Below are 27,000 nucleotides of genomic sequence, written 5' to 3' on the forward strand. Positions count from 1 at the left end.
CGCCCCACAATTTTTACTCTCGTTTCAACCCCTTACAGCGGTCTTTTCAGACATCGCCAAGACGACCACCTGCATTAGAGTGAGGACTCAACGCCCATTCAGAACGGCACCCAGGAAGGAAAAATCATGCAACGGAATGCAACGACCCAATACCCTGTTCTCCTGATCCACGGTCTCTTCGGATTTGAACGCATCGGCCACTTCGAGATTTTCCATGGCATCAAGCAAGCGCTGAGGAACGCTGGCGTGCGGGTGTTCGTCCCATACCTGTCGGCCACCCATTGCAACGAAGTGCGCGGCGAGCAATTGCTGGTGCAGATCGACCGGGTGCTGGCCGGGACCGGCGCCGGGAAGGTCAACCTGATCGGCCATAGCCAAGGCGCATTGACTGCCCGTTATGCCGCCGCAATGGCGCCGCAAGTCGTCGCCTCGGTCACCTCGGTCAGTGGACCGAACCATGGCTCGGAACTTGCTGATTTCTTACGCAAAGCCTTGCGACCCGGAAGCTTGCCTGAACACGTTGCCTCGGCCGTCGTCACCCTTTTCGCCGATTTCCTGTCATTGCTCAGCGGCCATCCACAACTCCCGCAACACGCCGTTGCTTCACTCAATGCATTGACCACCGAGGGCGTGGCGACTTTCAACGCCAAATACCCGCAAGGCTTGCCAGCCACCTGGGGTGGCGAAGGGCCTGAGCAGGTCAATGGCGTGCATTACTACTCCTGGAGCGGGACCGTCCAGGGTAGCCTGCTGGACGAAGGCGTTAACAGTGTGGATCCGCTTCACCAGATCTGTCGGGCGTTCAGCGCCTACTTCATCAGCGAAGCGCAAGAAAACGACGGGTTGGTCGGTCGCTACAGCTCGCACCTGGGCAAAGTCCTGCGTTCTGATTATCCGCTGGATCATCTGGACAGCCTGAACCAGACGGCCGGCCTGGTGCGCAAAGGTATCGACCCGGTGGAGCTGTATGTCGCCCACGCCGAACGACTAAAGAATGCCGGGCTGTAAGTGAAGATCCGAGCGTGCAGGCACGGCGTGACCCTGCAAGACGCGACGCCCGGTCACGGCCGACGGAACTTTGGCGAGAAATAGCCCACTGAATCCGGTAGGCTCAGCACTTTATTGCCCGTTGAATGGAGAATCCCCCATGGCCAAAGCCACTGCCCGTCACATCCTGGTTGCCAGCGAAGCCAAGTGCAACGAACTGAAAGCCCAAATCGAAGGCGGCGCTGATTTCGCTGAAATCGCCAAAGCCAACTCCACCTGCCCATCCAGCCGTGACGGCGGCAACCTTGGCTCGTTCGGCCCGGGGCCAGATGGTCAAGGAGTTCGACACCGTGGTCTTCAGCGCACCAGTCAACACCGTGCAAGGTCCGGTGAAAACCCAGTTCGGTTACCACCTGCTGGAAGTGACCAGCCGTCAGGACTGATCGAACCGATACTGTCTGCGCGCTTCTTGCCCCCGTATGACACAACTAAAAAACGCCGCTCATCTTCAAAGACCCGCGGCGTTTTATCGACTGCCTTTACCGCATCACACACTCAAGAGTTCACTTTCTGCGTCCTTTGCAGGAGGATAACTTTCAGAGTCCCACTCTAGATCCCACTCAGGATCCCACCATCTATCACTGTCAAACTCATAAAGAGCAATGTCAGAAATATTGAGTTCACGAGACACCAGCGCCCCCTGATTATCGGCAACTATCGCCAGGCGAACAGTGGAAGATCTCGCTGTTACACCTCCTCCTTCCGAATAGAACACATGACTGGCATACAGTGACGCCGTTGCGACTTTGTTACCCTCACGAAGATAAACGACAACCCCCATCTGGGGCTTCACGCCCGGAGCGGAAAAAGTTGCATTAAAAAAATATCGCCGCCCCGGAACCAAATTGAAATCCTTGTACAGAATTACCCTATGACGCATATCACTTTGTACGGGATAGTGCAGGCATCTCTTGCCGTCAACCGTTTCGAACGTCAGATCGGCCGGGTTTACATCAGGGCCGGGCACCCACCCACCTAAGTTATCTGCGCGAAAATCCGTCTTGTCATTATAAGTATCCTTAACCAACATATAACTGCCAAAATAAGTAAATTTCGTTGCCTCCTCCTCACCGCCCCCATTAAATCCAACTCCAAATCCAATACTGAATGCCTTCTGATCCATAAGCCCGCCGTAAACCCTCTCGGGCACACTTATTTCCAATTTCCCATTATCGATATCTCTGCGTGTCAGTATCTCACTGTAAATCATTCGCCTTTCATGATCCGAGCCACCATGGCGACCGTAAAGCCACACATAGTACCGCTGCCTAACTTCTGCCCCCTCCCACATATCAACTTCAACTGTAAGGACATTGCTCACATATCTAGAAAAAACCGTATTTCCGTGGGCTTCCTTGATTCGAGGAACGGGATACACCGGCTGATCGCTCATTACATGACTCCTTCTTTGAAATAATCCGGTTACATACTGAGGTGACAACTGAGCAACACACCTCGCCTAGCAGGCTCTCTCCCCAACGATCTTGTCTACTGTCAGAAATTACAGGTGCAGGGTTTTCCGGCACGCACCGAATCCCCCGACTACAGGCCAATGTGGTTAACTGGCCGACAATCTCGTGGCCTCACCCACATCGACCCGTCATCGAGACTTGCGCCCCAAGGTTGACAATGCGATTGCTTTTTCCCTCACTGCTCTTCACCGCTCTGGCCTTGTTACCGGGTTTTCAATCCGCGGCTGCCGCGCCTGAACACGCCCTGACGGTATACGGCGAACCGGCCAAGTACCCGGCGGGTTTCAGTCACTTCGACTACACCAATGTGCGGGCCCCCAAGGGTGGCAGCATGCGCCGCTCGGCCATCGAGATCGGACATTTCGACCATGTACTGCCCTACATCGACAAGGGTATCGGCGTGTCCCAGCTCGACGGCATGCTCTACTCGCCGCTGGCGCAGCGCTCTCAGGATGAGCCCTACACCGTGTACGGCCTGGTCGCGGAAAAAATGGAGCGCGCCGACGATGGTCTATCGCTGCGTTTCTATCTCGACCCCAAGGCGCAGTTTGCCGACGGCACGCCGATCACCGCCGAAGACGTGCGCTACACCTTTAACCTGCTGATGACCCAGGGCAGCCTGCGCTATCGCACCCAGTTCGCCGACGTCAAAGGCGTCGAGGTGGAATCGGAGCGCACCGTGCGCTTTGACTTCAAGAGCAACGAGAACCGCACCCTGCCCCTGGACATCGCCACCCTGCCGGTGTTTCCCGAGCACTGGTGGAAAACCCGCGACTTCGCCAACGGCGGTGGCTACGAAGCCCCACTGGGCAGCGGCCCGTATCGGGTCGGCAAGATCGATTCCGGACGCAGCATCACCTTCGAACGCAACGCTGACTGGTGGGGCAAGGATTTGCCCGTCAGCCGTGGCCTCTACAACTTCGACCATTTCAGCATCGAGTACTTCGGCGACACCGATGTGGCCCGCCAGGTGCTGCGCGGCGGCGCTTACGATTACAACCGAGAGTTCTCCGCCACCGGCTACTCCATCGGTTATGACGGTCCGCAATTGAACGACGGTCGCCTGCAAAGGGCTCACTTGGCCAAAGAAGCTCCGCAACCGGCGCAGGGGTATGTGTTCAACCTGCAAAAACCGATGTTCCAGGACCGCCGCGTGCGTCAGGCACTGGCCATGCTATGGGACTTCGAGTGGAGCAACCGGCAGATGATGCGTGACCTCTATATCCGCCAGCAGAGCGTTTTTTCCAACACCATACTGGCCGCCCGGCAGTTGCCCGATGCGGCTGAACTGGCCATTCTCGAACCGCTGCGCGGGCAGGTTCCGGACGAAGTCTTCACCCAGGTGTTCGAAGCGCCGAAGACCGACGGCAGCGGCAATGTCCGCGACAAACAGCTGCAGGCCCTGGCACTGCTTGAGCAGGCGGGCTGGAAACCCGACGGCGACCGGTTGGTCAATGCCGCAGGAGAGCCGCTGACCTTTACCTTCCTCAACACCCAGGGTGGCATCGAGCGCCTACTGTTGCCGTACAAACGTACGCTGGCGCAGATCGGCATCACCCTGGAGATCCGGCGCATCGACTCTTCGCAATACGTAAACCGGGTGATGAGCCGCGACTACGACATGATCGTCACCGGTTACGCCGTGACCACCTCGCCGGGGCTGGAGCTGTACAGCTACTTTGGCTCGGCAGCGGCCAACGACCCCGGCGCCAGCAACTACATGGTCCTGCAAAACCCGGCCGTCGACACCCTGATCACCGGGCTGGTGAAAGCCACCACCCAAGCCGACATGCTGCGCTACGCCCATGCGCTGGACCGGGTGCTGCAATGGAACTACTACTGGATTCCCAATTACTACCCGCCCGGCACATCCACCGTCTGGTGGAACCGCTTCGGTATCCCGGCCGTGCAGGCGAGCAATGATGAATCCATCGAAAGCTGGTGGGAAATGAGCAGCACGCCACTGACCAATGAACAAATGGCCGCCGAGCGCATCAGCCGTGGCAAACCCGGAGGACCGCACTGATGCTCGCTTACGTGCTGCGGCGTTTGCTGCTGATCATTCCAACCCTGGTGATTATTCTGCTGGTCAACTTCGCCATTGTGCAGGCCGCACCCGGCGGCCCGGTGGAGCAAGCCATCGCCCGCCTGCAAGGGATCGGCGGCGGTGGCCTCGGCACTTCCGGCGAAGCCGTGAGCGGGGGGGCGCGTGCCAGTCGCGGCCTCGACCCGCAACTGATCAAAGACATCGAAAAACAGTACGGCTTTGATAAACCGGCGCCGGAACGCCTGTGGCTGATGCTCAAGAGCTACGCACGACTGGACTTCGGCAAAAGCTTCTTTCGCGGCGCGACTGTCACCGACCTGATCCTGGAAAAGATGCCGGTGACCATTTCCCTCGGGCTCTGGGCCACGCTCATCACCTACCTGGTGTCGATCCCGTTGGGCATTCGCAAAGCGGTGCATCACGGCAGCCATTTCGATATCTGGAGCAGCACCGCGATCATCATCGGCTACGCCATGCCGGCGTTTCTGTTCGCCATGTTTTTGATCGTCGTGTTTGCCGGCGGCACATCGTTGAACTGGTTTCCCGTGCGCGGGCTGGTGTCGGAAAACTTCGAGCAACTGTCCACCCTCGGGAAAATCGCCGACTACTTCTGGCACCTGGTGCTGCCGGTGACGTCGCTGGTGATCGGCGGTTTCGCCACCCTGACCATTCTGACCAAGAACTCGTTTCTCAACGAAATCACCCGCCAGTATGTGGTCACCGCCCGGGCCAAAGGCTTGAGCGAACGCCGGGTGCTGTACGGGCATGTGTTTCGCAACGCGATGCTGCTGGTGGTGTCGGGGATTCCCCAGGCGTTTATCAGCGTGTTTTTCGCCGGATCCTTGCTGATCGAAGTGATTTTCTCCCTCGATGGCCTGGGACGCATGAGTTACGAGGCCGCCGTTTCGCGGGACTACCCGGTGGTGTTCGGCTCGCTGTTCATCTTCACCCTGTTTGGGCTGCTGATAAAACTCATCGGCGACCTCTGCTACACCCTGGTCGACCCGCGCATCGACTTCGCCGCGAGGAACGCCTGATGCTCAATCTTTCGCCGTTGGCGCGTCGACGCTTCGAACGTTTCAAGAAAAACCGTCGCGGCTGGTGGTCGCTGTGGCTGTTCATCGGTTTGTTCATCCTGACCCTGGGCGGTGAACTGATCGCCAACGACAAACCGCTGGTGCTCAGCTATCAGGGGTCGTTGTACTTCCCCGCGTTCAAGCGCTACACCGAACTGGAGTTTGGCGGCCAACTGCCGTTCCAGGCCGATTACCGCAGTGACTACGTGCAGAAACTGATCCACAAGGACGGTGGCTGGATGCTGTTCCCACCGATCCCGTTCAGCGACGACACGCCGAACTACGACCTCAACCAGCCCACGCCGAGCCCGCCGTCGAAGGTCAACTGGCTCGGCACCGACGATCAGGCACGGGACGTGTTGGCACGGGTGATTTTCGGTGCACGCGTGTCGATACTGTTTGCCCTGGCGCTGACCGCCATCAGTGCGCTGATCGGCATCGCCGCGGGCGCCCTGCAAGGTTACTACGGCGGCTGGATCGACCTGCTCGGCCAGCGCTTGCTGGAAGTCTGGTCGGGGCTGCCGGTGTTGTACCTGCTGATCATCCTCTCGGGTTTCGTCGAACCGAACTTCTGGTGGCTGCTGGGGATCATGGCGCTGTTTTCCTGGCTCGCGCTGGTGGACGTGGTGCGTGCCGAGTTCCTGCGCGGGCGCAACCTGGAATACGTCAAAGCCGCCCGGGCATTGGGCCTGACTGACCGCAAGGTGATCGTGCGGCACATTCTGCCGAACGCCATGAACGCCACGTTGAGCTACCTGCCATTCATCCTCACCGGGGCGATCTCCACGCTTACCGCGCTGGATTTCCTGGGCTTCGGCATGCCCGCGGGCAGTGCGTCGCTGGGCGAGTTGATCGGCCAGGGCAAACAGAACCTGCAAGCGCCGTGGCTCGGCCTGACGGCATTTTTCACCCTGGCGTTGATTCTTTCTCTACTGGTGTTTATCGGCGAGGCGTTGCGAGACGCTTTCGATCCGCGGGCATGAAGCAGGACGTGGACATGAGCGACAACCTGATCGAAATCCGCAACCTCAGCGTCGCCTTCAGTGGCCAGACCGTGGTGCGCAACCTGTGCCTGGATATCCGCCCCGGTGAGTGCCTGGCGCTGGTGGGCGAGTCGGGCTCCGGTAAATCGGTGACCGCGCACTCGATCCTGCAATTGTTGCCCGAAAGCGGCACCCAGACCCACGGCAGCATTCGCTACCGGGGCCAGGAGCTGCTCGGTGCCGACACCCGCACCTTGCGCAGCCTGCGTGGCAACCGGATCGCGATGATTTTCCAGGAGCCGATGACCTCCCTCAACCCACTGCACAGCATCGAAAAGCAGATCGGCGAAACCTTGCTGGTGCACAAGGGGCTCGGCGGTAAAGCGGCGCAAAAACGCATTCTCGAACTGCTGGAACTGGTGGGCATCCAGAAGCCGCTAGAGCGGCTCAAGGCTTACCCTCACCAGCTTTCCGGAGGCCAGCGGCAACGGGTAATGATCGCCATGGCCCTGGCCTGCGAGCCCGAGCTGCTGATCGCCGACGAACCGACCACCGCACTCGACGTCACCGTGCAGCGCAAGATCCTGCTGCTGCTCAAGTCCCTGCAACAGCGCCTCGGCATGTCGCTGCTGCTGATCAGCCACGACCTCAATCTGGTGCGCAGCATCGCCCAGCGAGTCTGCGTGATGCGCGCCGGGGAAATCGTCGAACAGGCCGACTGTGAAACCCTCTTCACCCAGCCGAAACATCCCTACAGTTGTGTGCTGTTGAACGCCGAGCCGGAAGGTGAAGCGTTGCCGCGAGACGAGCGCGAAGCGGTGCTGGAAGTCGACGACCTGAGCGTGCGTTTTGCGCTGGGCGGCGGGTTGTTCCAGCGCAAAACCTGGCTACACGCCGTGGACGGTATCAGCCTCAGTATTCAACGCGGCAAGACGCTGGGCATCGTCGGCGAATCCGGCTCCGGCAAGTCCACCCTCGGGCAAGCCATCCTGCGCCTGCTCGACTCCCAAGGCAGCATCCGCTTCCAGGGGCAGGCCCTCGATGGCCTGAACCAAAAGCAGTTGCGGCCGTGGCGCAAACAGATGCAGGTGGTGTTCCAGGACCCGTTTGGCAGCCTCAGCCCACGCATGTCAGTGGCGCAGATCATCAGCGAGGGTCTGGAAGTACACAGCCAGTCGACGGCCGCCGAATGCGAGGCTCAGGTTATCCGCGTGCTGGAAGAAGTCGGCCTCGACCCGCAAAGCCGTCATCGCTACCCCCACGAATTTTCCGGGGGCCAGCGCCAACGGATTGCGATTGCCCGCGCACTGGTGCTCAAACCGGCGCTGATATTGCTCGACGAACCGACCTCGGCCCTGGACCGCACGGTGCAAAAACAAGTGGTCGCCCTGCTCCGCCAGCTCCAGGAGAAACACGGCTTGACCTACTTGTTCATCAGCCATGACTTGTCGGTGGTCCGCGCCCTGGCCCACGACATGATCGTGATCAAGGACGGTAAAGTCGTGGAGCGCGGTGCCAGCCACGAAGTGTTCGACGCGCCCCAGCATCCGTATACCAAGGAGCTGTTGGCGGCGGCGCATCCGGGCTGGGCATAATCCCCGGCATGCCGTTGCACCGTGCCGCGGCCTTCGCGAGCAAGCCTGCTCCCACACCTGATCTGTGTCGTTCACAAATCCCCTGTGGGAGCGGGCTTGCTCGCGAAAGCGTCCGCACAGACACCACATATTCCGGACATGACAACCATGAATACCACCGACAGCCTCAAGGACTACCAACGTGTTCGGATGCTCGCCATCCGTTCGTTGTTCGAGATCATCGAACAGTCCAGCGAAGGCACCGTGATTGTCGACCGCGACGCGAACATCGTCTGGATGAACGAGCGTTACGCCAAGCGCTTCGGCCTGGAGTCGGCGGACGTAGCCATCGGCAAACCCTGCGAAAGCGTGATCCCGGGCAGCCTCTTGCGTGAGGTGGTGCGCACCGGCCGGCCGATCCTGCTGGACATGCAGGACACCCCCAAGGAGCCGCTGGTGGTGATGCGCCTGCCGATCCACGACGATGCGGGCGCGGTGATCGGTGCCATCGGTTTTGCGCTGTTCGACGAATTGCGCAGCCTGTCGCCGATGCTCAAGCGTTACCTGAGCATGCAGGAAGAACTGGCCTCCACCCGCTCGCTGTTGCGCGCGCGCCAGGCCAAGTACACCTTCGCCCACTTCATCGGCACCAGTGCCGCCAGCCTGGAAGTCAAACGCCGCGCCCGACGCAGCGCCAGTACCGAGTCGCCCGTCTTGTTGCTGGGCGAAACCGGCACCGGCAAAGAGCTGCTGGCCCAGGCGATTCATGGCGCCTCGCCGAGGGCGCACAAAGCGTTTGTCAGCATCAACAGCGCGGCGATTCCCGAGGCGTTGCTGGAAGCCGAGTTTTTCGGCACCGCGCCCGGCGCGTTCACCGGCGCCGACCGCAAGGGCCGCCCCGGCAAATTGCAGATTGCCCAGGGCGGGACCCTGTTTCTCGATGAGATCGGCGACATGCCGCTGCCGCTGCAAAGCAAACTGCTGCGGGTGTTGCAGGAAAAAGAATTCGAACCGGTCGGTTCCAACGAAGTGATCCAGAGCGACGTGCGGGTCATCGCCGCCACGTCCACAGACCTGGAAGCGGCGATCAAGCGCGGCGAGTTTCGCGCCGACTTGTATTACCGCCTCAACGTCCTGCCGATTCAGGTTCCGCCCTTGCGCGAGCGCCTCGACGATCTTCCGGCCCTCAGCGAGGCGATCCTTGAAGAGCTGCGCAGCCAGCATGAACTCGACCGTCAGGCCCTGGAGTTGCTCGGCCAACACGCCTGGCCGGGGAACATTCGCGAGCTGCGCAACGTGCTGGAGCGCGCCGCGCTGCTCAGTGATGACCTGGTGCTCGACGCGCAAGAAATTCGCGCGGCCATCGGCAGTTTTGTCCCGGTGCAACGTGCCGCGAGCGCCGTCATCGAAACCTTTGCCAATGAAACCTTCAGCGTTGCCCGTGAACGCTTTGACCGGCAGTTGATTGAAAACACCCTCGCGCAATGCGGCGGCAAGGTCATCGAAGCGGCGGCACGGTTGGGGCTGGGGCGTTCGACGCTGTACAAGAAAATGGTGGCGTTGGGGATGGCAGAGTCTCAATAACGAGATATGCATCTCTACATGTAGAAAAGATCAAACACTTCGCGAGCAAGCGTGCTCCCACACTGGATCTGTGTCGTTCAAAAGTCCCCCTGCGGGAGTGGGCTTGCTCGTGAAGGGGCGATCCCAACCAATAAATATCTCAAAACAGAGACAAACAACTCAAATAACAAACAAAAAAAGATAGTTGTCCTTGTATTTCAATAACTTGATCGACTGGCACGAAACTCGCTAACACCCTTCCTACAAAAGATTCGCCCCCACAAAAATAACAATCCCAGGAGACACACCATGAGTGTGACCATTGCCTTGGCAGCCCTCGCGCTGCTGATGCTTGCTGCGTACCGTGGCTACAGCGTTATCCTTTTCGCCCCGATTGCCGCCCTTGGCGCCGTCCTGCTCACCGATCCCTCTGCCGTTGCGCCCGCCTTCACCGGGGTGTTCATGGAGAAAATGGTCGGTTTCATCAAACTGTATTTCCCGGTGTTCCTGCTCGGCGCGGTGTTCGGCAAGCTGATCGAACTGTCGGGGTTCTCGCGTTCGATTGTCGCGGCGGCGATTCGCCTGCTCGGCACCCGTCAGGCGATGCTGGTGATCGTGCTGGTCTGCGCCCTGCTCACCTACGGCGGCGTGTCGCTGTTCGTCGTGGTGTTTGCGGTGTATCCGTTTGCCGCGGAAATGTTCCGCCAGAGCAACATCCCGAAGCGGCTGATTCCGGCGACCATCGCCCTCGGCGCGTTTTCCTTCACCATGGACGCCCTGCCCGGCACCCCGCAGATCCAGAACATCATCCCCAGCACCTTCTTCAACACCACCGCCTGGGCGGCGCCGTGGCTGGGGCTGATCGGCACGATTTTCGTGTTCTGCGCCGGCATGCTGTTTCTGCAACGCCAACGCAACAAGGCCCAGCGCAGTGGCGAAGGCTACGGCACAGACCTGCGCAACGAGCCGGAAACCGCTGCCGACATCACGCTGCCCAACCCGTGGCTGGCGCTGTCGCCGCTGTTGATGGTGGGCATCATGAACCTGCTGTTCACCCACTGGATTCCACAGTGGTACGGCAAGACCCACAGCCTCAGCCTGCCGGGCATGACCGCGCCGGTCACTACCGAAATCGCCAAACTCACCGCGATCTGGGCGGTTCAGGCCGCGCTATTGGTGGGCATCATCATGGTGCTGGTGTTCGGCTTTCAGGCAATTCGCAGCAAACTCGCCGAGGGCAGTAAAAGCGCGGTCAGCGGCGCCCTGCTCGCAGCAATGAACACCGCCTCGGAATACGGTTTCGGTGCGGTCATTGCCTCGCTGCCGGGGTTCCTGGTGCTGGCCGACTGGCTGAAAAGCATTCCCAACCCGTTGGTCAACGAAGCCATCACCGTGACCCTGCTGGCCGGCATTACCGGCTCGGCTTCGGGCGGCATGAGCATCGCCCTGGCCGCCATGGCCAATGACTTTATCGCCGCGGCCCATGCGGCCAACATTCCACTGGAAGTGCTGCACCGGGTCGCGGCCATGGCCAGCGGCGGCATGGACACCCTGCCGCACAACGGCGCGGTGATTACCTTGCTGGCCGTCACCGGGCTGACCCACCGCGAGGCCTACAAAGACATTTTCTGTATTACGCTGATCAAGACCCTGGCGGTCTTCGTGGTCATCGGCACTTTCTACGCCACCGGCATTGTGTGAGGCATACATGACAACTCTTTCGGGCAAGACCGCACTGGTCACCGGTTCCACCAGCGGCATCGGCCTGGGCATCGCATTGAGCCTGGCCAAGGCCGGCGCCAACCTGATCCTCAACGGTTTCGGCGATGTTTCAGCGGTGATCGCACAGGTCGAACAGTTTGGCGGCAAGGTCGGCCACCACCCGGCCGACGTCAGCGACCCGGTGCAGATTGCCGAGATGATCGCCTACGCCGAGCGCGAGTTCGGCGGCGTCGACATCCTGGTGAACAACGCCGGCATCCAGCACGTGTCGGCGGTCGAAGACTTCCCCGTGGAACGCTGGGACTCGATCATTGCAATCAACTTGTCGTCGGTCTTTCACAGCACCCGCTTGAGCCTGCCGGGCATGCGCGCCAAAGGCTGGGGGCGGATCATCAACATCGCCTCGGTACACGGCCAAGTCGGCTCGGTGGGTAAAGCGGCGTATGTCGCCGCCAAGCACGGGGTAATCGGCCTGACCAAAGTGGTCGGCCTGGAAACCGCCACCAGCAACGTCACCTGCAACGCCATTTGCCCAGGCTGGGTACTGACTCCGCTGGTGCAGAAGCAGATCGACGACCGCGCCGCAACCGGGGTCGACCCTCAACAGGCGCAACATGATTTACTGGCGCAAAAACAGCCGTCGCTGGAATTTGTCACACCTTCCCAACTGGGTGAACTGGTGCTGTTCTTGTGCAGCGAGGCCGGCAGCCAGGTGCGTGGCGCGGCGTGGAACATCGACGGTGGGTGGTTGGCGCAGTAAAAGGCCCGTTAACATCTGTGGCGAGGGAGCTTGCTCCCGCTGGTCCGCGAAGCGGGCCCAAACTGGCTGACGCAGTCTTCCAATGGCAACGCGTTCATCATTTTACGACTGCTATGCAGCCGAGCGAGTGCAAGCTCCCTCGCCACAAGCGCCAGTAAGCGTGTAATAAGAAAAACAAGAGGCCAATCATGTCCGAAATACTCTGGCAACCCAGCGCCGAGCGCATCAGCAAGACCCGCATGGAAGCCTTCCGGCGCTTCATCAATCAGCGTCATCAGCTCGCTATTGCCGACTACCCTGCCCTGCATCAGTGGAGCATCGATCAGCGCGAAGACTTCTGGCAGGCCATTGTCGACTTCTTCGATGTACGCTTCGAGCAGCCACCTGAAACCGTGCTGCGTGAAGGCTCGCACATGCCCAGTGCCGAGTGGTTTCCCGGCGCCACGCTGAACTTTGCCGAACACCTGCTGCGCCGCCGTGACGAGGCCATCGCCGTGATCGCCGTCAGCGAAAACGGCGAACGCGAACAACTGAGCTATGCCGAACTGGCCCGGCACGTTGCTGGCCTGCAACACAGCCTGAAAGCCGCAGGCGTCGGCCTCGGCGACCGGGTTGCCGCGTGCATGCCCAACACCTGGCAAACCCTGGTGGGCATGCTTGCCACCACCAGCCTCGGCGCGATCTGGTCCTGCTCCTCACCAGACTTCGGCACCCACGGAGTGGTCGACCGCTTCGGCCAGATCGAACCCAAGGTGCTGATCACCTGCGCCGGCTACCGTTACGCCGGTAAAACGATCGATCAAACCGCCAAGCTCAACGAAATTCTTCAGCGTTTACCGTCGTTGCAGCAGTTGATCATCGTGCCTTACGCACGGCCACACGCCCGGGTCGAAGACTTCAAGACCCAGGCCCGCGTGACCTTGTGGGATGAGTGTTATGTACCCGGTGGCGACCCCGCGTTTGTCCCCGTGCCGTTCGCGCATCCGCTGTACATCCTCTATTCCAGCGGCACTACCGGCGTGCCCAAATGCATCGTCCACAGCACCGGCGGCGTGTTGCTGCAACACCTCAAGGAACACGGCTTGCACGTCGACCTCGGGCCTGACGACCGACTGTTCTACTACACCACCTGCGGCTGGATGATGTGGAACTGGCTGGTCTCGGCCCTGACGGTCGGCAGCAGCGTGGTGCTGTATGACGGCTCACCGTTTCATCCGGGCCCGGAACGCTTGATCGACCTGATCGACAGCGAATCAGTGAGTGTTTTCGGCACCAGCCCCAAATACCTGGCGACCCTGGAAAGCAACGCCATCCAGCCACGCCTGAGCCATCGATTCGAGCGGTTAAAGAGTGTGCTCTCGACCGGCTCGGCCTTGTCGCCCCACAGTTACGACTACGTCTACCGCGAGTTCAAAAGCGACGTCAGCCTGGCGTCGATGTCCGGCGGCACCGACATCATTTCCTGCTTTGTGGCGGGCAATCCGGTCCTGCCGGTGCGCCGTGGCGAAATGCAGGGCAAGAGCCTGGGCATGGCCATCGAGGTCTGGAACGAGGCCGGTCTGCCGGTGATCGGCGAAAAAGGCGAACTGGTCTGCACCCGGCATTTTCCTGCCATCCCCATCGGTTTCTGGAATGACCCTGCCGGGGAAAAACTCCGAACCGCGTATTTCAGCCTGTTTCCCGGCGTCTGGGCCCAGGGCGACTACGCCGAACAACTGCCCCACGGCAGTTGGCTGATCCATGGCCGCTCCGACGCCGTACTCAACCCCGGTGGCGTGCGTATTGGAACGGCGGAAATCTACCGGCAGGTGGAGAAAGTCGAACAGGTGCTGGACTCGGTCGCCATCGGCCAGCAATGGCAACACGATGTGCGGGTGGTGCTGTTCGTGAAACTGCGCGACGGCGTTGAACTGAACGAGGCGCTGGAACAACAGATACGCCAGGTGATCCGCGCTAACACCACGCCACGCCACATACCGGCGAAGATTGTCGCGGTGACGGATATTCCGCGGACGATTAGCGGCAAGGTGGTAGAACTGGCGGTGAGGAATGTCGTGCATGGGCAGGCGGTGAAGAACACCGATGCTCTGGCCAATCCCGAGGCGCTGGAGCAGTTCCGGGATCGACCAGAGCTGAAGGATTGAAACACTCCGGACAGGGCATTAACTGCCGATGCCACAGGAGGACCTGCGGCATCGGGAGATGCCTTAGTTCGTATTAAAATTCACCAACACCTCACCCTGAATGGGGCCGTCTGCGCTGCCTGCAATGGCTGCACTCATGATGCGAATGTTTTCCAAATACTCAGCATTGTCAGTTTCCCGTTGGCTGAGCAATGCGGTTGTCAGCGCATAAGAGTCAGCATTGACAAGTGCTTTAGCGCGTTGATGATAGTGAACAGTCGCGCCACTGGTCGAGCTTGGAAAGTGACCTGAAGCAAGGTTCAACAAGGGCGCCACATCTATGCCTCGGCGCCCCTGACTCGCTGCTGTGGCGGAGACCACATCGATCCTGTTAGGCCCGGCGCGGAACATCTCGTGAATCAGATCATCGGCGATCGCAGCGTTTTTAAAACCTGCCAATTTATAATGACTATTCAAATATTCAGTACTGATATTGAAGAACTTACGGTCTGCCGTCCCAACTTTAATTTCTTCTTTCCATTTGTTGTAGTCGAGCGGATTAACCTGAATGACGTTCACGTTATCTCTCGCACTGTCCAAAATGAAGTTACTGGCAGACGTGCCATTGAAGTCCGTTTTGAGGACTTTCAAGAAGAAGAGCAGGTCGTCACGTGCCTGAGGCGTACTTCCCAGAAACAGGCCGATTGCAAGGTTGGTTTCGTGATTGAGGGACAGCCGCGTCAGTACCGAGATTGCGCTATCAATCTTCTGACGTGCTATCGGCAAGCTCTGTTGAATAATCTGGCGACTATGGACCGCCGGTAATGCCCTGCTGAAGTCGGGTAGAGAGAACGCTTGCTTGAAGTCGAAGTTGGCCAGTCGTTTGCCCCAGGGTTTACCGTATCGACTGACGGCATACCAGTGGTTCTTTTGACTGACCGCACACACGTTTACTACCTCGACCGTACTGCCTAGAGGGCGCCACGTCCCTTGTCCAAGATGGGGCTTGTACGCCGACTGGAGTAGGTCCACAGACTTGGCTTTGCCTGTCAGCCTACGCAACTGGGATGTTGCCGCCTGTACCAATTGGGCACCCTCGTGCCCCAATTGCAACCCACTTTTTAAAACCGCTTTCGAGCTTCGATACGCTGCGCCGGGTACACCGTCGAGCGGATTGAAAACCGATACCGTCAGTTTCAAAGCGAACTTTGCAAGACTAACGGCCTTCGACGTCAGGGATACGGTCCTGGACGCAATGCTCAAGATCTTGGTCGTAGCCCCAAAGACTGTAAAGACGATGCCGACAGCGTCCATAATGCAGCCAAATACCCCATCGACTACTCGGTTTCTTTCTCCGGAGGCAATATCCTCTATGCACTTCTTGAACGGTACGACCAGATCAACAACATAGGTCACCACCTTATCGACAACTACGCCCTTGCGTTCGTATTCGGTGAGTACACTGACCGCCTGAGTGAGTTCCTCAACGCTCGCCAAAGGGTGATGAGTGACAATGAACTGCGCGATGCTGTTGAGGTGAGGGTTAAGGAAGTGTTGATAAGCGCTGTGTTTTTTCTCGGGCATGGATGTCGGCGCTGCCAGAGTGCCCAGTTTTTCGATAACCACATCACTAACGATTCCCGTGTCCGGCAGGATCCCATGGGTATAACTTTCGAGGTCGATCCGAGGATGAGTCATAGGGACTGCCGGCATATCTTCCGTCAAGCTCCCATTGAATTCCAGTCGGGAAGGCATACGCATTATCCCGGCTTTTTGAATCACATCGCCCAAGTGAGTATTGACCCGGCAGATCCCTTGCAACTTGAACACTTCATAGCAAAGAACTTGGTTATTACCAAGGGAGACGCACATGACAATCCCGTACCGACCGGTCGCTGCATCTTTTTCCGCTTGGTTCTCCACATGCCTTGAAGGTTTAACATTGGCGCCCGTGAGGCCGACACTGCCGGCAGAGCCTCCGACAAGCCTACTTACCGATGGGCGGACGGTGAAAAAGGTGACTTCATTATTCTTAAATATGTCGCGATGTGCGCCCAGCATATTCGACATTGCCAGTTTGATACTGGCCGCCAGTGCCCTATGAAGGTTGCTGTGATGCTCGCGTACCTGCTCTTCAAACCTGGGTTGATTAGGGGCCAGCTGCAGCAGCCTCGGATAGACCTCATAGAGGCTAGACTCGCTCATCCGATCCCATGCTGCACCGCTCAGCTCACCTTGCATATGCAGATCGAGCATGGACATCTTGCGTGAGTCCCAGTGGCTTTCTCTCAGTTCCTTGAGCATAGCCACCTCTAGAAAATCACACCCGGGTGCTGCCTCTTTCAGAGCTGCCAATGCAATCTTTTTTCGGCACGGCGGCGGAGTCGTGAATACCTTGACCCCCAGAGCCATGCCCTCTACATATGTTTGATAAGCGGACAAGGCACTTTCAGCGGCGTCCTTGGCAGATGCCGTCAGCGCCTCATGCGTAATTACCTCGTTGATTAAAGCCCAGTCAATAATGGGTTCGAGCGCTAACACGCCCTGCAACTTTGCCAGTGACGAACTTATCTCACCCATACTGGCGAACCACATGACCTGGTCATAAGTCATGAAGCGTGAACCCCCTGGGGAGCTCAGTTCGACCAACGCCACTGCTTGGGAAAAAGTCACCCAACCTATCGAACCCGCCATGAGCGCATAAGGCACATCCTTGACCAAAACGCCAGGCGCAATGCCAGCCAACAGCAAATGCGACGCCAAGGGTGCCATCGCACTGGAAACCCGCTGGTTACTCAAGAGGTGTCGTTCCACGTCCTCGCGAATACTAAACAGTGGTTTATCAACAGACATCCTCGGCTCATAAACATCATATGTGCCGAAACTGTTTCGCTTCTCATTCACGCCGAAAAGCGGATTGAGCTCAAGAAGAATTGCCGTGATAAGCAGTTGTGCCAGATCGTTCCGGCTTACAGTTTCGCCGTCGCCCGAACCATACCAACCCAATTCATCAATGTATTGTTTGGCCAGTTCTTGAGAAAATGTATGGCTCACTAAGTGCGCTATCGTTTCATTCGCATTCTGCCAATCGACATGAGCGGAAAGCGCTGGCTGGACGTTCTTGTACAACGTATCGAGCAGGCTCTGGCCCTTGGGCACAAATCGGACGGTCAGTGCACGAATCTCCGCGTACTGGGGGGGCGTCAGTACAACTGACTCACCGTCATGGCCCGTGAGCTGCTCCCAGTAATTGCCAAAGGAATCAGACGCTGGCCATTTCCACTCCAGAAAGGGCAGCAAATTTTTAACCTGCTCCACGTTCTCTGGGACTTCCAGTCCGTGAAAGCACATCCATTGAGATGGGACGGCATAACCACCACCGGACCTTACTTCTCCGCCAGTCTCTTTTGCAGCATCTACCAGATTGCGCAGTTGGGGCCCGACAACCGGATCGGAATGGAAGTGTTCAGCGACATCCAGCCTGCCATGAGGTCCCAAGACCTCAAAACGGCCACTACTGGTGACAAATGGCGGGGAGTAGGACTTTACTTTCTCTCTGGCAAATACAGCTTTAACCTGCTCCAATCTAAGCATATCGCCCAGTAGTTTACTGAGAGGTTCGTGTACATAACCAAGCGATGATTCCGCCCTCAGCGGGAAAATACGGTTGGAGAAATCAAGGACGTCCTTATCGGGCCGGCCTCTAATAATAGCCTTAAGCTCACCAATTAGTTCCCCGCGATCTACTTCATCAGCCTGCGCACACAACAAATAATCTTCAGTAGCGGAGGCAGCAGACTCATTCAAACTGTTTCTGATTTTCATATTAATATCCCGATCAAGCTCTAATGTTTTATCGAACAGAACGGAACTCTAATCAAAAATAGAAAACCATCAATCAGCAACTTATTAGCCAACATTGCAGGCAACGAAAACCCACATAAAGCTCACACTTCAAATACACTAAAAACACCATCACTCGATCAAGCCCCACTCCCCCGGAGGTAGTTTCTTAACCGCTGCCGACTCGACATCAAGTTTCAGCCGCAGCCTCAAATTATTAACGGAGTCCGCATGTTTCAACGCTTCACTCTCACTGACCACCCCCTCCACAACCAACTTGTAAAGCTCGCCATCGAAGGTCTGCATACCCTGCTCCGCAGACTTTTCAATGATGTTCTTGAGTTCGCCCAACTCGTTGCGCCGGATCAGGTCGGCGATGGTCGGCGTGCCCAGCATCACTTCCACGGCGGCGCGACGCTGACCGTCGCGGGTACGGACCAAACGCTGCGAGACGAACGCCTTGAGGTTGTTGCCCAGGTCGATCAGCAACTGCGGCCGACGCTCTTCGGGGAAAAAATTGATGATGCGATCCAGCGCCTGGTTGGCGTTGTGGGCATGCAGGGTAGACATCACCAGATGCCCGGTGTCGGCAAACGCCAGGGCGTGTTCCATGGTTTCGCGGTCGCGGATTTCGCCGATCAGCACCACATCCGGTGCCTGGCGCAGGGTGTTTTTCAGCGCGGCATGAAAGCTTCGGGTGTCGACCCCGACTTCGCGCTGGTTGATGATCGACTTCTGGTGTCGGTGGATGTACTCCACCGGGTCTTCGATGGTGATGATGTGACCACTGCTGTGGCGGTTGCGGTAATCGATCAGTGCCGCCAGCGACGTTGATTTGCCAGAATCGGTGGCCCCCACAAACAGCATCAGGCCCTGCTTGAGCATGACGGTTTCAAGCAGCACCCGCGGCAATTTGAGGTCTTCGAAACGTGGAATCTCAAGTTTGATGTTGCGGGCGACGATGGACACGTCATTGCGCTGTTTGAAGATATTGATCCGAAACCGCCCGATGCCGACCAGGGAAATCGCCAGGTTCATTTCCAGCTCCCGGTCGAACTCGGCGCGCTGTTCGGCGTCCATAATGCTCGCTGCGATGGCGGCGATCTCCCCGGTCTTGAACGCTTCACGGGTCAGCGGCCGAAGAGCCCCATTGAAACGACCGCTGGGCGGTGCCCCGGTGGACAGGTACAGATCGGAACCATCCTGACTGGCCAGCATTCTCAACAACGAGTGAATTTCCATGGCAAAAAACGTCCGGGCAGCATTCAATTGATCGGTTATCGCCTGATCACGCGACTTTTCGCGCCATCATGCGTCTACACCGTTGAAGGATAGTAGAGGCCGCCGTACCGACTTGACGCAGGAACCCTTGATGAACGGATCACCTTCCGGCAGCGATGCCCAGGCCCTGATTGCTCGCCTGGACTGGGCCAACAACCCGTTGGGCGCTGCCAGCCACTGGCCACAAAGCCTGCGCACCGCCATGGACATCGTGATTCACTCGCCCATGCCAATGTTGTTGCTGTGGGGCCCGGCGCTCACACAGATCTACAACGATGGCTTCGCCCTGCTCGCGGGCAGCAAGCATCCGCAAGCTTTCGGACAGCCAACACACCTGGTCTGGCCAGAACTCAAAGACTTTACCGACCCGATCTACAGCGCAGTCCTACAGGGGCAGGTTCGTACCTACACCGAACAACGCTTCAACCTGCAACGCAATGGCCACGAGTCCGATTTCTGGCTGGACCTGACCTACAGCCCCATCCGAGACGAGCGCGGACAGGTCGCCGGGATTCTGGTCACGGCCATCGAAACCAACGAACGCCGACGCATCGCCCTGGAACTCAAGCAACGCTCCGACGCCAGCCTCAAGGCCCAGCATGAAACCGAAGAACGCCTGCAACTGGCCCTGGCCGCCACCGACGCAGTCGGCACCTGGGATTGGGACATCGGCGAGGATCGCTTCATTGCCGACGCTCACTTCGCGCAGTTGCACAGCATCGACCCGGCGCTTGCCGGACAGCTGCCGATCAGCGCCTACCTGAGCGGCGTCCACCCTGAAGACCGGGCCATGGTCGCCCGCAGCATCAAGCACTGCATCACCCACGGCACCGAATACGGCGAGGAGTATCGCCTGTTGCAGGCCAACGGTGAGGTGCGCTGGGTCTTCGCCCGAGGGCGCTGCTACAAGGATCACCATGGTCGGCCGACCCGGTTTCTCGGCGCGGCCCTGGACCTGACCGAGCGCAAGCACACCGAACAGGCCCTGCGCCAAAGCCAGACCGAGCTGCAACTGATCATCAACGCCATGCCGGTGCTGATCGGTTACGTCGACCGTGAGGAGCGCTTCCGCCTCAATAACAGCGCGTACCTGGAGTGGTACGGCATGACCCCGCAGGAGCTCTACGGCAAGAGCATCCGCGAAGTGCTGGGAGACGAGCTCTATGCCACCCGCGCCGAGCAGATCGATGCGGCCCTCAGCGGCAAGTCGTGCAGTTTTGAGGCGTACTCACCGCACCGCGACGGTCGCCCGCGCTTCGCGCTGATGAAGTACCTGCCACGCTTCGGTGCCGACGGCGCGGTCAATGGTTTCTACATTTTCGTGATCGATGAAACCGAGCGTAAACAGACCGAGGCCGCCCTGCGCAACCTCAACGAAACCCTGGAAGAACGCGTCGGCGAGCGAACCCAGGCCCTGGCCGAAGCCAACCAGCGCCTGCAAAGTGAAATGTTTGAACGCGAACGGGCCGAAGACGCATTGCGCCACGCCCAGAAGATGGAAGCGGTGGGCCAGCTCACCGGCGGCATCGCCCATGATTTCAACAACATGCTGACCGGGATCATCGGCAGCCTCGACCTGATGCAGCGCTACATCGCCGATGGCCGCAGCGACGAAATCGGCCGTTTCGCCGACGCCGCCGTGTCCTCGGCCAACCGCGCTGCCGCGTTGACCCATCGGCTGCTGGCGTTCTCGCGCCGTCAGTCGCTCAATCGCCAACCGCTGGACCCCAACACGCTGGTGCGCTCCCTTGAGGAGCTATTCCGGCGCACCAAGGGCGAGCACATTGAACTCAACCTGCGGCTGGGCACCGATGTGTGGCCGGTGAACACCGACGCCAGTCAATTGGAAAACGCCCTGCTCAACCTGGTGATCAACGCCCGCGATGCGATGCCCGAGGGCGGTGAACTGCTGATTGAAACCGCCAACAGTTACCTCGACGGCACCGAGATCAGCACGCTGGAACCGGTCAAGGCCGGTGATTACGTGATGCTCGGGGTCAGCGATAACGGTTCGGGCATGAGCCCGCGCATCCTGGCCAAGGCGTTCGACCCGTTCTTCACCACCAAACCCATCGGCCAGGGCACCGGGCTGGGCCTGTCGATGATCTACGGTTTTGCCCAGCAGTCGGGTGGCCACGTGACCCTCAGCAGTCAGCCCGACCAAGGCACCACCGTGCGGCTGTACCTGCCGAGGTTGCACGCCGTACCGCAGGAAAAACCCGCCACGCCCGCGACTCTGGACCCTCCGTTTGCCACGGCCGGTGAGTCGGTGGTGCTGGTCGAAGACGACCCGGCCGTGCGCATGCTGGTACTCAACGTGCTGAACGAGCTGGGTTACACCACCCACGAGGCCGAGGACGCCCGGGCCGCGTTACCCTTGATCGAGTCCGGGCTTCGGGTCGACCTGCTGATCACCGATGTCGGCCTGCCAGGCATGAATGGCCGACAGTTGGCCGAGATCGCCCGTCAGTATCGACCGGGTCTCAAAGTGCTGTTCATGACCGGTTACGCGGAAAAAGCCGCCGAACGCCAGGGTTTTCTCGACGAGGGCATGGACCTGGTGTCCAAGCCGTTTTCCATTGAGTTACTGGCCGGCAAGATTCGCCACATGATCCGCCAGGCCGGTTGATATCAGGCATAATCGCGCCCCGCCGACACCACCGCTACAAGGTAACTGCCCCATGAAAGCTCAAGCCCGCCATATTCTGGTGAAAACCGCCGACGAGGCCGAACAGCTCAAGCAACGCATCGCCAAGGGCGAGGCCTTCGATGTGCTGGCCAAGAAATACTCCACCTGCCCCTCCGGCAAACGCGGTGGCGACCTGGGCGAAGTACGTCCCGGGCAAATGGTCGGCGTTATCGACGCGGTGATTTTCAAGAAGCCGCTGCGGGTGGTGCATGGCCCGATCAAGAGCAAATTCGGTTATCACCTGGTGCAGGTGTTTTACCGCGATTGACGGGTGGACTTTGACCCGCCCATGGGTTTTTACGGTGTTGCCGCAGATTGCCGCAGCACCTCAAACCCTGTGGGAGCCGGGCTTGCCCGCGATCCGCTTGTGCAGCAAACGGCCATTCACGGCCTACTTCGGAATCAACGCCCCCGGCACCTGAATCACCCGACTCGCCAGCGCATGCCCGGCCACAGCGGCCTCTGCCGGGCGATCGCCCCGCAAACGACTGGCCAGGTACGCCGCACTGAACGAATCTCCCGCTGCGGTGGTGTCCACCACCCGTTCGACACGTTGCGCGGGCACCTCGAAGGACTCGTCGCCACACCGGATGAGGCACGACTCGGCGCCGCGCTTGAGCACCACTTCCGCAGTGCCGATCTGTTCATAAGCCGCGAACACCGCTGCCGTGTCGACAAATCCGAACGATGCCTGCTCATCGTCCACTGTCAGCAGTGCCAGATCGACGTAGGGCAACACCTCGCGATAGGCCGCGCGGGCCTGCTCGACGCTGCTCCACAAGCGCGGTCGATAGTTGTTGTCGAACACAATCCGCGACCCCCGCCGACGCGCCTCGACCAGTGTTTCAATCAGTTTTCGACGCCCTGTTTCACCCAGCACCGCCAGGGTGATGCCACTCAAATACAGCCCATCGTAATCCGGCAGTGCTGCCAGAATCGGCGCGGCCGCAGGCGTGGTGAAGCAATCGCGTACCGCTGCTTCGTTGCGCCAATAGAGGAAGCGACGTTCGCCCGAAGAATCGGTCTGGATGCAGTACAAACCGGGCAAACGCCCCGGCAGACGCTGAACCATCGCCAGGCCGATACCTTCGTCCGCCCAGCTCTGGCACATCGCATCGCTGAAACTGTCATCACCCAACGCAGTGACGTAATCCACGCGAGCCCCGGCGCCCAACTCACGAGCCAGGTAGACCGCCGTGTTCAAGGTGTCGCCGCCGAAGCTCTGTTGCAGGCTGCCATCGGCGCGCTGCTGCAACTCGATCATGCATTCGCCGATCAGCGCGATGCGTGGGGTGTTGGGGCTGAGGGTGTTCATTATTGTGGGGGCTCTGATGATTCAATGTTGTCTAGCAGGCCGTCATCGCGAGCAAGCTCGCTCCCACACTGGATCTGTGTCGTTCACAAATCCCTGTGGGAGCGAGGCTTGCTCGCGATAGCCACGCTGCAGCCTCAAACCTAAAAACAGGTTTCCATGCTTTCGATGACATTCAACTGCGCGTCCACCAGCAGGCCGGTGCGCCACTTGTCGAACGTCAGGCACGGGTGGGAAGTCCCGAACGAAATGATGTCACCCAGCCGCAACTCAACCCCCGCCGCCACCGTCATGAATGCGTGCTGGTCCATGACCGCCGTCACCTTGCAGGCACTGACATCGTCGCCCACCGCTGGCAACACACCCGCCCGGTAACGCAGCAATGGCACCGGCAGCCCGGCGTCATACGCCACATCACGCTTGCCCAGGGCGATCACCGCAAAACCCGGCTCCGGCAAGGACTGCACGTGCGCCCAGACCTCCAGCGCCGGGCGCAGGCCTTCGTGCAAATCGCTGCGACGGTCCAGCACGCAGCATTGCGCTTCTTTGTAGATGCCGTGGTCATGAGCCACGTAACTGCCGGGGCGCAACACGCTGAGGAAACGGCCAGCGGCGTTCCGGGCTTCGAAGGATTCGGCAATCAGGTCGTACCAGGCCGAACCCGACGCGGTGATGATCGGCGTGTCGATGGCAAACGTGCCGTTGTCTTGCAGTTGCACCGCGAGGCGCACCAGCGAGTCGGCAAACTCGCGAATGCCACTGACGGCATGATCGCCATGAATCACCCCTTCGTAGCCTTCGATACCGGTCAACGCCAGGCCCGGTTGTGCCTTGATCACTTCGGCCAGGGCCAACACGTCGGCTTCGCTGCGACAGCCGCACCGACCGCCAACCACGCCGTACTCAATCATCACGTTCAAGCGCTGGCCGCGCGCCGCGAAAAACGCCCCGAGGTCGGCGACGTTGTCCGGGTGATCGACCATGCAGTGGAAGTCGAACGTCGGGTCTGTCAGTAAATCGGCAATCAGCGCCATGTTCGGCGCGCCGACCAACTGATTGGCCATCAACACCCGCCGCACGCCATGAACATACGCCGCATGAGTCTGCACGGCCGTCGCCAGGGTGATACCCCAGGCGCCCGCTTCCAGTTGGCGCCGAAACAATGCCGGGGTCATGCTGGTTTTACCGTGAGGGGCCAATTCGGCGCCGCTGTCGCTGACGAATGCCTGCATCCAGCGAATGTTGTGTTCCAGCGCGTCGCGGTGCAGCACCAGCGCCGGCAGGCTGATGTCGCGCACCAGGTTTGCACCGGGTTGACCCGCGCCCTTTTCCACGACAGCGATATTCAAGGCAGAAGACATGTTCAAACTCCTCAAGCGTGGCCGCGAGCAGCCGTGGTTATTCGTTGATGCGACGGGCCAGGTTGTTCGCGCTTTCGATCAATACCCGGCGATAGTCGTTGTAATTGTTTTGGGCATCGGCTCTGGGCGCAACGATGCACAGGGTCGCAATGGCCACGCCGTTCGGGTCTTTGACCGGGGCAGCGAAGCAATGGGTGAAGGTGTCGGCAACGCTGTCGAAAGAGAAGAAACCGTCGACTGCGGCCTGACGGATTTGCGCCAGGAAATGTTCCAGCAGCAAGCGTTCACCGTCGGGCAGGATGAAGTCCTGGTCATCGATCAGCTCAACGATCTGCTGGTCGCTCAAATGCGCCAGCAACAGGCGCCCGGAAGCCGTCCACGGGATCGGCGCGTTCTCGCCGATGTTGGAAGAAATACGGAAATGCCGCTCGCCCTCTTTCATCAGCGCCACCGTGTACTTGCGCCCGTTGAGCAGGCACATCTGCGCGGTTTCGCGGGTCTGGCTGACGATCTCCTGCAAGGCGTGACCGGCCTCGCGGGTCAGGTCGAAATGGCGTAAATGCGCCTGGCCGAGAAAGTACAGTTGCCGCCCGAGATAGACGTGACCGTCCTTGCCCACCGGTTCGAGAATCCGTCGTTCAAGCAGGGACGCGACCAGTTCGTAGACCGTGGATTTCGGACTGCCGATGCCGCTGGCGATTTCGTTGGGGCGCAGTGGCCGGCCGATGTCCTTGAGGAAATCGAGGATATCGAACGCCCGGTCCAGGCCGCGTGCACGGCGCTTGATGGTGTCTTCGGTCATGTCAGTGGGTTCCCGCAGCGTTCAACCAGAATAAGGTGGCGGCCCGCGGCTCAGGCCTTTTTCTTGTAGGCGATGCAGTCAATCTCGACCTTGCAATCCACCATCATGTTCGCCTGTACGCAGGCACGGGCCGGGGCGTGCTCAGGGCTGAAGTACTCGGAAAACACCTTGTTGAAACTCCAGAAATCCCGTGGGTCTTCCAGCCACACGCCAGTGCGCACCACGTCTTCGAGGCCATAACCGGCTTCTTCAAGAATGGCGATCAGGTTGCGCATCGTCTGATGCGTCTGCTCGACGATGCCGCCGACAATGATTTCGCCATTTACCGCCGGCACCTGGCCGGATACGTGCAACCAGCCATCGGCTTCGACAGCACGAGCGAAAGGACGGGGCTGGCCGCCACCGGCGGTGCTGCCGGTGCCATAACGAGTAATGCTCATGGTGTTTCTCCTGCTGAAAAGAAAAGTCGGCATTGCATGATGAGCGCCACCAAATAAATTCCGCTATAACGGAACTTAATATGCAATACCGGAACGAGTCGCAGAAAGTGTGCCACAGGATTTCGCGAAAATCTCGACTCTATAAAAAAACCCGATGATTCAACGAGATAACAAAACAACAGAGCAATGCATCAACACGTACTGCCAACCGCAGGCACAACAGTCGGTAGCAAGATCACCCTGGGGCATGAAGTGCCGGGGAAAAGCGAAACCACTGAGCGACCCTTGCCCGGTAGCGGGAGCCCAAAAAACCAAAGCTTCACCTCTGGTCAGAAAAATCACAGCACTGTCAGATCTGACAGTAGCCCCACAGCACTCGCTGTATTAGGGTCGATATCAACGCGAGACCGCCACAACAAGGACGATATCCATGAATGCCATCATCACTCGCATTGCCACGCCGCAGGGCTACCGCAAGGCCTTGAGCACCTATCGTCCGGTCATCATGTATTTCGGCCACCCGAGTTGTTATGCCTGTGAAATGGCGGGGCCGATTTTTCAGAAGGTGGCCAGGCCCTATGTGGATCAGGCCGATATCTACATGCTGGACACCAGCGAGTCGCCCCGGCATCAGGATGTGACCGGCACCCCCACCGTACTGTTCTTCAACAAGGGCAAGCTGGTGCAGAAACTCAAGGGTTTTGAGAGCAAGGCCCTTCTCGAACAAATCGTGACACGCCACGTCGGGAAAATTCGCCCAAAACCCCTGGACCGCATCCCTCGTCATGACCTGACCTGGCTCAAGCAAACCCTGAAAAAACTGTGCATGGCCCCGCGCGGATACACCTTGCTGGAGCGTCGTCTGGCTCACAACAGCCTGAATTGATAGCGCGTGGCGCCATTCA

General features: G+C 59.2%; 19 protein-coding genes and 1 pseudogene. 13 read left to right on the forward strand and 7 right to left on the reverse strand.

Features of this window, described 5'->3' with window-relative positions; genetic code table 11:
• Positions 1-126 precede the first annotated feature (126 nt).
• Both AABM54_RS15595 and AABM54_RS15600 read left to right on the forward strand, forming a co-directional pair.
• Positions 127-1,008 (forward strand): triacylglycerol lipase, encoded by an 882-nt coding sequence (locus tag AABM54_RS15595; protein WP_347900878.1) that lies wholly within the window; start codon positions 127-129, stop codon positions 1,006-1,008.
• A gap of 139 nt (positions 1,009-1,147) precedes the next feature.
• Positions 1,148-1,430 (forward strand): annotated as a pseudogene (locus AABM54_RS15600) (peptidylprolyl isomerase).
• A gap of 104 nt (positions 1,431-1,534) precedes the next feature.
• Here the strand turns inward: AABM54_RS15600 and AABM54_RS15605 are convergent.
• Positions 1,535-2,440: a hypothetical protein gene (locus AABM54_RS15605; protein ID WP_347900879.1), complete on the reverse strand. Its 906-nt coding sequence runs from the start codon at positions 2,438-2,440 to the stop codon at positions 1,535-1,537.
• A 236-nt stretch (positions 2,441-2,676) separates the two neighbouring features.
• Between AABM54_RS15605 and AABM54_RS15610 the strand changes: the two genes are divergently transcribed.
• The 8 genes from AABM54_RS15610 (at position 2,677) to AABM54_RS15645 (ending at position 14,388) form a co-directional block, all read left to right on the forward strand.
• Complete coding sequence (locus AABM54_RS15610; protein ID WP_347900880.1) at positions 2,677-4,545, forward strand: extracellular solute-binding protein; 1,869 nt, start codon at positions 2,677-2,679, stop codon at positions 4,543-4,545.
• Positions 4,545-5,603 carry a microcin C ABC transporter permease YejB gene (locus AABM54_RS15615; protein ID WP_347900881.1) on the forward strand — a complete coding sequence of 353 codons (1,059 nt, stop codon included), beginning with the start codon at positions 4,545-4,547 and terminating at the stop codon, positions 5,601-5,603. Before AABM54_RS15610 ends, AABM54_RS15615 begins: the two co-directional genes overlap by 1 nt.
• Positions 5,603-6,625 (forward strand): ABC transporter permease, encoded by a 1,023-nt coding sequence (locus AABM54_RS15620; RefSeq protein WP_347900882.1) that lies wholly within the window; start codon positions 5,603-5,605, stop codon positions 6,623-6,625. The genes AABM54_RS15615 and AABM54_RS15620 overlap by 1 nt, the downstream gene beginning before the upstream one ends.
• Before the next feature lie 14 nt (positions 6,626-6,639).
• On the forward strand, positions 6,640-8,220 hold the full coding sequence (locus AABM54_RS15625) for an ABC transporter ATP-binding protein (RefSeq protein ID WP_347900883.1): 1,581 nt from the start codon (positions 6,640-6,642) through the stop codon (positions 8,218-8,220).
• 147 nt (positions 8,221-8,367) lie between these two features.
• Entirely contained in the window at positions 8,368-9,783 is a 1,416-nt protein-coding gene (locus AABM54_RS15630) for a sigma 54-interacting transcriptional regulator (RefSeq protein WP_347900884.1), read from the forward strand.
• Between the two features lie 288 nt (positions 9,784-10,071).
• Positions 10,072-11,463 (forward strand): GntP family permease, encoded by a 1,392-nt coding sequence (locus tag AABM54_RS15635; RefSeq protein WP_347900886.1) that lies wholly within the window; start codon positions 10,072-10,074, stop codon positions 11,461-11,463.
• A gap of 7 nt (positions 11,464-11,470) precedes the next feature.
• Positions 11,471-12,244: a 3-hydroxybutyrate dehydrogenase gene (gene hbdH, locus AABM54_RS15640; protein ID WP_347900888.1), complete on the forward strand. Its 774-nt coding sequence runs from the start codon at positions 11,471-11,473 to the stop codon at positions 12,242-12,244.
• Between the two features lie 188 nt (positions 12,245-12,432).
• Positions 12,433-14,388 carry an acetoacetate--CoA ligase gene (locus AABM54_RS15645; RefSeq protein ID WP_347900889.1) on the forward strand — a complete coding sequence of 652 codons (1,956 nt, stop codon included), beginning with the start codon at positions 12,433-12,435 and terminating at the stop codon, positions 14,386-14,388.
• Between the two features lie 63 nt (positions 14,389-14,451).
• Here the strand turns inward: AABM54_RS15645 and AABM54_RS15650 are convergent, their stop codons facing one another.
• Entirely contained in the window at positions 14,452-18,192 is a 3,741-nt protein-coding gene (locus AABM54_RS15650) for a hypothetical protein (protein ID WP_347900890.1), read from the reverse strand.
• A 150-nt stretch (positions 18,193-18,342) separates the two neighbouring features.
• The gene (locus tag AABM54_RS15655) at positions 18,343-19,452 is read right to left on the reverse strand and encodes a PilT/PilU family type 4a pilus ATPase (protein WP_347900891.1); all 1,110 of its coding nucleotides are present in this window, start codon (positions 19,450-19,452) and stop codon (positions 18,343-18,345) included.
• A 130-nt stretch (positions 19,453-19,582) separates the two neighbouring features.
• Between AABM54_RS15655 and AABM54_RS15660 the strand changes: the two genes are divergently transcribed.
• Together AABM54_RS15660 and AABM54_RS15665 are read left to right on the forward strand one after the other, a co-directional pair.
• On the forward strand, positions 19,583-22,120 hold the full coding sequence (locus tag AABM54_RS15660) for a PAS domain-containing protein (RefSeq protein ID WP_347900892.1): 2,538 nt from the start codon (positions 19,583-19,585) through the stop codon (positions 22,118-22,120).
• Positions 22,121-22,172: 52 nt separating this feature from the next.
• Entirely contained in the window at positions 22,173-22,448 is a 276-nt protein-coding gene (locus AABM54_RS15665) for a peptidylprolyl isomerase (protein WP_166589508.1), read from the forward strand.
• Between the two features lie 123 nt (positions 22,449-22,571).
• On the opposite strand, the gene AABM54_RS15670 is transcribed toward AABM54_RS15665, so the two are convergent.
• The 4 genes from AABM54_RS15670 to AABM54_RS15685 all read right to left on the reverse strand — a co-directional run bounded on the left by AABM54_RS15670 (position 22,572) and on the right by AABM54_RS15685 (position 26,095).
• Positions 22,572-23,495, reverse strand: coding sequence for a sugar kinase (locus tag AABM54_RS15670; protein WP_347900893.1), 924 nt, complete (start codon positions 23,493-23,495; stop codon positions 22,572-22,574).
• A 140-nt stretch (positions 23,496-23,635) separates the two neighbouring features.
• Positions 23,636-24,853, reverse strand: coding sequence for an amino acid deaminase (locus tag AABM54_RS15675; RefSeq protein ID WP_347900894.1), 1,218 nt, complete (start codon positions 24,851-24,853; stop codon positions 23,636-23,638).
• A gap of 37 nt (positions 24,854-24,890) precedes the next feature.
• Entirely contained in the window at positions 24,891-25,655 is a 765-nt protein-coding gene (locus tag AABM54_RS15680) for an IclR family transcriptional regulator (RefSeq protein ID WP_347900895.1), read from the reverse strand.
• Positions 25,656-25,705: 50 nt separating this feature from the next.
• Positions 25,706-26,095: a RidA family protein gene (locus tag AABM54_RS15685; protein WP_347900897.1), complete on the reverse strand. Its 390-nt coding sequence runs from the start codon at positions 26,093-26,095 to the stop codon at positions 25,706-25,708.
• 430 nt (positions 26,096-26,525) lie between these two features.
• Between AABM54_RS15685 and AABM54_RS15690 the strand changes: the two genes are divergently transcribed.
• Entirely contained in the window at positions 26,526-26,981 is a 456-nt protein-coding gene (locus tag AABM54_RS15690) for a thioredoxin family protein (RefSeq protein ID WP_347900899.1), read from the forward strand.
• Positions 26,982-27,000: the final 19 nt, after the last annotated feature.

Source organism: Pseudomonas purpurea, from assembly GCF_039908635.1.
Classification (GTDB): Bacteria; Pseudomonadota; Gammaproteobacteria; order Pseudomonadales; family Pseudomonadaceae; genus Aquipseudomonas; species Aquipseudomonas purpurea.

Bases quoted from the DNA above. Each gene is read 5' to 3' on its own strand.
- AABM54_RS15685 (WP_347900897.1), bottom strand. From the start codon at position 26,095: ATGAGCATTACTCGTTATGGCACCGGCAGCACCGCCGGTGGCGGCCAG.
- AABM54_RS15595 (WP_347900878.1), top strand. From the start codon at position 127: ATGCAACGGAATGCAACGACCCAATACCCTGTTCTCCTGATCCACGGT.
- AABM54_RS15630 (WP_347900884.1), top strand. From the start codon at position 8,368: ATGAATACCACCGACAGCCTCAAGGACTACCAACGTGTTCGGATGCTC.
- AABM54_RS15680 (WP_347900895.1), bottom strand. From the start codon at position 25,655: ATGACCGAAGACACCATCAAGCGCCGTGCACGCGGCCTGGACCGGGCG.
- AABM54_RS15615 (WP_347900881.1), top strand. From the start codon at position 4,545: ATGCTCGCTTACGTGCTGCGGCGTTTGCTGCTGATCATTCCAACCCTG.
- AABM54_RS15645 (WP_347900889.1), top strand. From the start codon at position 12,433: ATGTCCGAAATACTCTGGCAACCCAGCGCCGAGCGCATCAGCAAGACC.
- AABM54_RS15650 (WP_347900890.1), bottom strand. From the start codon at position 18,192: ATGAAAATCAGAAACAGTTTGAATGAGTCTGCTGCCTCCGCTACTGAA.
- AABM54_RS15620 (WP_347900882.1), top strand. From the start codon at position 5,603: ATGCTCAATCTTTCGCCGTTGGCGCGTCGACGCTTCGAACGTTTCAAG.
- AABM54_RS15635 (WP_347900886.1), top strand. From the start codon at position 10,072: ATGAGTGTGACCATTGCCTTGGCAGCCCTCGCGCTGCTGATGCTTGCT.
- hbdH (WP_347900888.1), top strand. From the start codon at position 11,471: ATGACAACTCTTTCGGGCAAGACCGCACTGGTCACCGGTTCCACCAGC.
- AABM54_RS15690 (WP_347900899.1), top strand. From the start codon at position 26,526: ATGAATGCCATCATCACTCGCATTGCCACGCCGCAGGGCTACCGCAAG.
- AABM54_RS15675 (WP_347900894.1), bottom strand. From the start codon at position 24,853: ATGTCTTCTGCCTTGAATATCGCTGTCGTGGAAAAGGGCGCGGGTCAA.
- AABM54_RS15625 (WP_347900883.1), top strand. From the start codon at position 6,640: ATGAGCGACAACCTGATCGAAATCCGCAACCTCAGCGTCGCCTTCAGT.
- AABM54_RS15660 (WP_347900892.1), top strand. From the start codon at position 19,583: ATGAACGGATCACCTTCCGGCAGCGATGCCCAGGCCCTGATTGCTCGC.
- AABM54_RS15665 (WP_166589508.1), top strand. From the start codon at position 22,173: ATGAAAGCTCAAGCCCGCCATATTCTGGTGAAAACCGCCGACGAGGCC.
- AABM54_RS15610 (WP_347900880.1), top strand. From the start codon at position 2,677: ATGCGATTGCTTTTTCCCTCACTGCTCTTCACCGCTCTGGCCTTGTTA.
- AABM54_RS15655 (WP_347900891.1), bottom strand. From the start codon at position 19,452: ATGGAAATTCACTCGTTGTTGAGAATGCTGGCCAGTCAGGATGGTTCC.
- AABM54_RS15605 (WP_347900879.1), bottom strand. From the start codon at position 2,440: ATGAGCGATCAGCCGGTGTATCCCGTTCCTCGAATCAAGGAAGCCCAC.
- AABM54_RS15670 (WP_347900893.1), bottom strand. From the start codon at position 23,495: ATGAACACCCTCAGCCCCAACACCCCACGCATCGCGCTGATCGGCGAA.